The sequence below is a fragment of the Actinokineospora spheciospongiae genome (assembly GCF_000564855.1).
Classification (GTDB): Bacteria; Actinomycetota; Actinomycetes; order Mycobacteriales; family Pseudonocardiaceae; genus Actinokineospora; species Actinokineospora spheciospongiae.
On record NZ_AYXG01000083.1, the window covers coordinates 41,880 to 48,716 of the forward strand.

A 6,837-nucleotide genomic window follows, 5' to 3' on the forward strand; every position below is an offset into this window, starting at 1 on the left:
CGGGCCGAACGGGTGACCAGACCCCGGTGACCGGCCTCCCGTTTGCTGCGGAGAGTGCCGGGGGTGACCGCTCTTCTGGAGGCTGGGGAACGGTCGGGGGGTGTGCGACCGTGGACGGGCCGTACCACGACCACGGGCGGCGCGACCTCGCTGGAGGTGGGGTGTGGACTGGGTCGCGGCGGGCGTGGTGGTGGGGAGCGGGGTGGTGGCCGCACTGGTCGGGGCGGCTGGGCTGGTGCGGCGGCGGGCGCGCGGTGCCCGGCGGGTCGCGGCCAGGGAACGCGTGCTGGAGCGGTTGCGACCGGACGGTCCGGCCTCGCCGCTGCGGGTGTTGACCGCGCCGGGGTCGGCGACCCGGCTCTGGGGGTGCAGGCGGGAGCGGCGCGAACTCGTCGAGTGGTGCGTCGGCGGTGGTCCGGCGGTGCGGGTGCTCGGCGGTCCCGCCGGGGTCGGCAAGAGCCGGTTGGCGCTGGCGGTGGCCGAGGCGCTGCCGAGGGCGTGGTCCTCGGGCTGGTTGCGCCGGGTCGAGGGGTTGGCGGAGGTCGTGCGCGGCCCGGCGCTGGTGCTGGTGGACGACGCGGACCTGCGGTCGGACCTGCCCGCGCTGCTGGAGGCGGTGCGGCGGGGGCCCGCGGCGCTGCGGGTGCTGCTGATCGCCCGGGACGCGCCGCGGCTGCGGGATTCCCTGCGCGCACGGGGTTTCGCGGACCTGCTGGACGCGGACCCGTTGGTGTTGAAGCCCTTCGGCGGCACCACCGACCGGATTCGCTGGTACACCGACGCGGCGCGGGCGTACGCGGGGGTGCTGGGCCGGGCGCTGCCGCCGTTCGGCACGGCCGCGGTCGGCGCGGACGGCGACACGGTGTTCCTGGTGCACGCCAGGGCGTTGCTGGCCGTGGTGCACCGGTCCGACCCGCGCTCGGCCACCCCGCGCGACGTCGCCGCCGAGCTGCTGACCCTGGAGACGGCGCGCTGGCGCGGCGCGCCGGTCGGCGACCCGGACCTGCTGGCGGCGGTCGCGACCCTGGCCCTGGTGCCCGCCCCGGACCAGTACCGCGCCGTCATCGCGCTGCGGGCGCTACCGCGGTTCGCCGACCGCCCCACCGCCGAGCTGTACCCGCTCGTCGACTGGGCGTGGCAGCGCCACCCGCCAGGTCCCGACCACCGGTTGGACATCCGCCCCCGGCTCGTCGCGGCGTGGCTGCTGGCCCGCCACCTGACCGAACCGGCGGTGACCGGCCTGCCCGAGGACTCCGCCACCCCGGTGTTCCTCACCCTCACCAGGACCTACCAGGAGTTCCCGGAGTTCCTGCCGCTGCTGGCGCACGCGTTCACCGCGAACCAGGCCCTCCTCGGTCCCGCTCTGCGCGCGGTGTTCACCCTGCTGTCGCAGGACGCGGCGGTGGACTCCGCGCTGGCGGCCGTCGTGCGGGGGTCCGCGCACCCGGTCGACGTGACCGCCGAGGAGGCGCCGGCGGGGTTCCCCCGGGTGCGGCTCGCCCTCGCGGTCCGCCGGATACACGGGCTGCTGGCGCGGGCGGACACCGACCGGGCGAGCGCGGCGCGGGCGTGGGACGTGGTGGGGACGCAGTGGCGGGTGCTCGGCAACGCCACCTCCGCCGTCGTGGCGCACCGCAAGGCGCTGGCGCTGTGGCGGGGCGCGCGGGAGCGGGCCGACACCGTGCTCGGCGTGGCGGGTTCGCTCAACTCCGTCAGCAACTGCCTCCTCGACCTGGGCGATCCCGAGGCGGCGCTCACCGCCGCCCAGGACGCGGTCGGGGTCCTCGAACGCGGGGCGGACGTCCCCGGGTCGGCCGCCCTGCTGTGGTGGGTCCGGGCAACCCTGGTCGACCGCCTGCGCCACCTCGGCCGCTACGACGAGGCGGTCGCGGTGGCCCGGCCGGAGATCACCGGCAGGCGGGCGGCGACCCCGGAGGACCGGCTGCGCCTGGCGGGCGACCTGGACAGCCTCAGCGTCAGCCTCGACTTCGCGGGCAAACCGGACGAGGCCGTCGACACCGGCCGCGCCGCGGTGGCCCTCCTGCGCGGGCAGGACGACGCGGGCCACCTGGAGGCCCTGGCGACGGTCCTGACCAGCCTCAGCGACCGCCTCGACAAACTGGGCCGCCCCGACGAGGCGCTGACCGCGGTCGAGGAGGCCCTCCGGCACCGCCGCCGCCTCCCCGACGGCATTCCCAACGGCATTCCCGACCTGGCCACCACCCTGCTCGCGGTCGCCGACCGGTTGTGCGCGGCGGGCCGCCCCGGCGAAGCGCTGCCCGTGGTCGACGAGGCGCTCGGCCACTTCCGCGTCCTGGTCGCCCTGGACCGCCGGACCCACCTGCGCGGCCTCGGCACCGCCCTCACCGTCCGCGCCGAGTGCCTGCGCCGCACCGAACGCCCCCGGGACGCGGTGGCCGCTCTGCGCGCGGCGGTCGAACACGGCCGGGAAATGGCCGAGGACAACCGGTCCAGGGCACTGCCCCACCTCGGCGCGTGGCTGCACGCCCTCGCCGCCCACCTCCTCGCCACCGACGAGGACGTGGAGGCGTTCAAGGTGGTCGAGGAATCCATCGCCGTGCACCGCGAGCTGATGGACACCAACCCCACCGCCACGATCGGCCTGCTCGCGGCGGCCCTGCGCACCTGCGCCCACTGCCTGGACCGCCTCGACCGCCCGGCCGAAGCCCTCACCGCCCTGCGCCGCTCGGTCGCCCTGTGGCGAGAAGCCGCCCAGGCCCACGGCGAGGTGCACGGCGAGAACTACCAGGCCGCCCTGGCAGACCTGCGCCACCACCTCGACGCCGCCCACCGGGACCCGAAGCGGGCCTACCAGATCCGCGGGAGTTTGTGAGGCACCTTCACAGGACCGGTCCACCACCCCGGGAACCGCCGGGCGGATTCGCTCACCCGAGTGCCAAGGCAGGCATCTGACCTGGTCAAACCGAGGACGGTCCACCTTGGGCACGACCACGGTCAATCAAACCGGCAGGCTTGCCTGTTTGTGTGATCCGGGTCTACCGTCGAGCCATGGGCCACCACCACCGCCGGGCGTCGCTGGAGCGGGCGCGGGTGTCGCAGGCCGAACGGGCCGGGGCGATGCGCGCCCGGCTGATCGACGCGACCATCGAGTGCGTCGCCGAGCTGGGCTACGGGCGGATGTCCACCAACGACATCGTGCGCAGCGCCCGGGTCTCGCGCGGGGCGTTGGCGCACCACTTCCCCACCAAGGCCGACCTGGTCAGCGCGGCGGCCCAGCGGCTGCTGGAGCGGCGGGTCGAGGACTTCCGGGACCGGTTCACCGCCATGGCCCCGGACCGCCGCACCCCGGCCGAGGCGCTGTCGGTGCTGTGGTCGTTCTACGACGACACCGGCGGCCTGGTGCTGCTGGAGCTGATGGTGGCCGCCCGGCACAACCGGGAGCTGGCCGAGGTGATGGCCCCGGTGCCGGAGCGGATCGCCGAGGTCAGCGCGGACGTGTTCGCCGAGTTCTTCCCGGAGCTGGCCGGGCGGCCGTTCCTCGGTGAGGCGCTGCGCGCGGTGCACGCCCTGTTCAGCGGCCTGGCGCTGAACGCCCTGCCCGACGGCGACCGGTCGGGCCGAGGCGCGGAGGTGCGCGCCTTCCTCAAGATCATTGTCTCGGCGATGCCGCAGATCGTCGCCTTCGACCCCGCTTGACCCCCGAGGAGATCCCCATGCCCATCCTGCCCAAGCCGCGCCGCATCCGGTTCGACTACGGCGACAAGACCGGCCTCAAGACCGGTGTGGACCGCCACTACGTCCAGGGCGACCTGGTCATGAGCCACATCGTGGCGGTGCTGTCGGCGATGTTCCCCGAGGGCGAGGACTTCTTCGTGCGGTCGGTGCGGCGCTTCTCCGACCAGGTCACCGACCCGGAGCTGAAGGCGCAGGTGGCCGGGTTCATCGGCCAGGAGGTCACCCACGGCCGCGAGCACCGGGCGCTCAACGACCGCCTCCAGGAGATGGGCTACCCGACGCGGCGGGTGGACCGGGCGGCGAAGCGGGGGCTGGGCCTCTACGAGAAGAAGCTCCCCGCGTTGTCCTGCCTCGCCGTGACCGCCGCGCTGGAGCACTACACCGCCGCACTGGCCGAGACGCTGCTGACCGACGAGCGCGCGCTGGCCATGCTCGGCGACAGCGAGGTGCGCTCGGTGCTGCTCTGGCACGCCTTCGAGGAGGCCGAGCACAAGTCGGTGGCGTTCGACGTCTACCGGGCGGCGGGCGGTTCGGAGCGGCGCCGGATCAAGACCATGCGGTTCATGACGTTCAGCTTCCTGTTCGCCGTCATCATGCACACGGTGCTGTCGATGCTGGCCGACCGCGCCACCTACAACCCGAAGCGGCTGTTCCGGAGCATCGCCGCGCTGCGCCGCTCCCCCTTCCTGAGCAAGGAGGTCGTGGCCCGCGTCAAGGACTACAACCGGGTCGGTTTCCACCCCGAGGACAACGACAACACCGAACTGCTGGGACGATGGTCCGCGGAGCTGTTCGGCGAGCAGGGCACGCTCGCGGCGAACATGAAGTAGTCGTCGAAGGGGACGCCATGGATCGGGTGGTACGCACGTCGGCGGGGTCGGTCCGCGGGGTCAGCGACGGCGGGGTGAGCAGGTTCCTGGGCATCCCGTACGCCGCCGCCCCGGAGGGACCGCTGCGGTTCGCCGCACCCGCCCCGCCCGCGCCGTGGGAGGGCACCCGGGACGCGGTGGCGTTCTCCGCGTCCCCGCCGCAGCTTCCGCCCGCCCCGGGGATGCCGTCGCCGTGGCTGCCGGAGCACGGGCTGGACCACCTGTCGGTCAACGTGTGGGCGCCGGACGCGGGCGGCTCCGGGCTGCCGGTGCTGGTGTGGATCTACGGCGGCGCCTACCAGCAGGGTTCCTCGGCGCTGCCGACCTACGACGGGTCGAGGCTGGCCGCACACGGCGTGGTGGTCGTGACGATGAACTACCGCCTGGGCTTCGAGGGCTTCGGCGTGCTGCCCGGCGCCCCGGCCAACCGGGGGCACCTGGACCAGCTCGCGGCGCTGGAGTGGGTGCGCGCGGAGATCGCCGCGTTCGGCGGTGACCCGGACCTGGTGACGGTCTTCGGCGAGTCGGCCGGGGCCGGGTCGGTGGCCGTGCTGCTGGGTTCGTCGCGGGCGAAGGGCCTGTTCCGCCGGGCGATCGCCCAGAGCATCCCGACGGGCTACCGCAGCCTGGAGCAGGCCGGGGCGATCACCGACGTGCTGGCGGCGGAGCTGGGCGTGCCCGCCACCCGCGAGGGCTTCGCCGCGCTGGCCCCGGAGGCGCTGCTGGCCGTGCAGCACGTCCCGGTGCGCGGGCAGGTCGCGGGCATCACCGCCTTCGGCCCGGTCATCGACCACGAACTGATCACCGGCAGGCCGTGGAACGTGCTGGAGACCGGGGCGGGCCGCGAGGTCGACCTGGTCTGCGGCTTCACCCACGAGGAGTTCCGCCTGTTCACCGCGCTGACCGACATGTCCGGCGTGCGCCCGGAGGACGTGGCGGCCCCGCAGCGGCTGCCCGCCGAGGCCATCGCCGACTACCGCGCCGCCTACCCGGACCTCCCCGACGCCACCCTGGTCGAGGTGATCCTGTCCGACGCGGTCTTCCGGATGCCCACCACGTGGAGCGCCGAGGCCCACACCAGGGCGGGCGGGCGCACCTGGCTCTACGACTTCGCCTGGGCGGGCCCCACCCTGGGCGCCTGCCACAGCATCGACGTGCCGTTCACCTTCGGCACCAGCAACACCCCGATCGGCGCCCTGCTGCTGGGCACCCCGGTCCCCCCGGACTTCGAGCCCCTGTCCGAGGCGCTGCGCGAGTCGTGGACCACCTTCGCCGCCACCGGCGACCCCGGCTGGCCCGAGTTCACCCTGGACGAGCCGCACACCAGGACCTGGAACACCCCGATCACCGACGGCCCGTACCCGATCCCGGCCTCCCGCGAGATCTGGCGCCGCGCCCGCCCCAACCCCTGACGCCCACCAGCGGTCCGGCTCCCGGCACCCTGCCGGGAGCCGGACCCCGTGGCAGGGTGGGGCAATGCGAGTGGATCACGCTGACGGACTCACGGCGTTCCTGGCGGCACTGGACTCCTTCGACCGCGTGTGCGAGTCCCTGACCGACGAACGCGCCCTCAACCCCAGCCGCTGCCACGGTTGGGTGGTCGCCGACGTCCTCGCCCACGTCCACCTGGGACTCCAAGAACTCCTGCTCGGAATGCAACACACCACCGGTGCGGAACCGACCACCGACGCCGCCGACTACTGGCGGGCCACCCCACCCACCACCGACCCCGACGCCGAGGGGATCGACGGTCTGGTGTTCGCCCGCCGGATCAGCGCCGCCTACCGCAGGCCCACGGGTCTGATCGGACACCTGCGCCCCACCCTGGAGGGCCTGGCCCGCGCCGCCGACCGACTCGGCGACACGGCGGTGGAGTTCCAGGGCCACGTCCTCACCAGCGGCGACCTGTTGGCCACCTGGGCGGTCGAACTGGCCGTGCACCACCTCGACATCACCGACGAACCGCCCGCCGAACCCGCCCTGCGCCTGGCCGCCGCCACAGTGCGGGCACTGGTGGGCGAGCCCCTGACCGGCAGCGACACCGAGATCGTCCTGGGCGGAGCGGGCCGCATCCCCTTCGGCGGCAGACCAGCCGTCCTCGGCTGAGCCCACCCCCAAACCCGACAACCACCCGCGCAGCCGCCACGATCACCCCCGATACCGGCGGCCCAACGGCCAGCCGCCCGGGACCCCAGCAGCGCAGCCGCCGACCACCCCCACGACCGCCGCCCGGCGGCCAGCCACCTGGAAC

The 6,837-nt window shown here is 74.5% G+C and carries 5 protein-coding genes; all 5 read left to right on the forward strand.

The features are described from left to right. Positions 1-163 precede the first annotated feature (163 nt). The 5 genes from UO65_RS36715 to UO65_RS33240 all read left to right on the forward strand — a co-directional run bounded on the left by UO65_RS36715 (position 164) and on the right by UO65_RS33240 (position 6,692). The gene (locus UO65_RS36715; protein WP_035281756.1) at positions 164-2,854 is read left to right on the forward strand and encodes a tetratricopeptide repeat protein; all 2,691 of its coding nucleotides are present in this window, start codon (positions 164-166) and stop codon (positions 2,852-2,854) included. 176 nt (positions 2,855-3,030) lie between these two features. Continuing rightward, on the forward strand, positions 3,031-3,678 hold the full coding sequence (locus UO65_RS33235) for a TetR/AcrR family transcriptional regulator (protein WP_052021063.1): 648 nt from the start codon (positions 3,031-3,033) through the stop codon (positions 3,676-3,678). A 17-nt stretch (positions 3,679-3,695) separates the two neighbouring features. Continuing rightward, a complete protein-coding gene (locus tag UO65_RS11930) occupies positions 3,696-4,547 on the forward strand; it encodes a metal-dependent hydrolase (RefSeq protein ID WP_035281758.1) in 852 nt (283 codons plus the stop codon). Positions 4,548-4,564: 17 nt separating this feature from the next. Beyond that, a complete protein-coding gene (locus UO65_RS11935) occupies positions 4,565-5,998 on the forward strand; it encodes a carboxylesterase/lipase family protein (protein WP_052021064.1) in 1,434 nt (477 codons plus the stop codon). 64 nt (positions 5,999-6,062) lie between these two features. Continuing rightward, positions 6,063-6,692, forward strand: coding sequence for a maleylpyruvate isomerase N-terminal domain-containing protein (locus UO65_RS33240; RefSeq protein WP_084175485.1), 630 nt, complete (start codon positions 6,063-6,065; stop codon positions 6,690-6,692). Positions 6,693-6,837: the final 145 nt, after the last annotated feature.

Coding starts and splice junctions, on each gene's coding strand:
- UO65_RS33235 (WP_052021063.1), top strand. CDS start 3,031: ATGGGCCACCACCACCGCCGGGCGTCGCTGGAGCGGGCGCGGGTGTCG.
- UO65_RS11930 (WP_035281758.1), top strand. CDS start 3,696: ATGCCCATCCTGCCCAAGCCGCGCCGCATCCGGTTCGACTACGGCGAC.
- UO65_RS11935 (WP_052021064.1), top strand. CDS start 4,565: ATGGATCGGGTGGTACGCACGTCGGCGGGGTCGGTCCGCGGGGTCAGC.
- UO65_RS33240 (WP_084175485.1), top strand. CDS start 6,063: ATGCGAGTGGATCACGCTGACGGACTCACGGCGTTCCTGGCGGCACTG.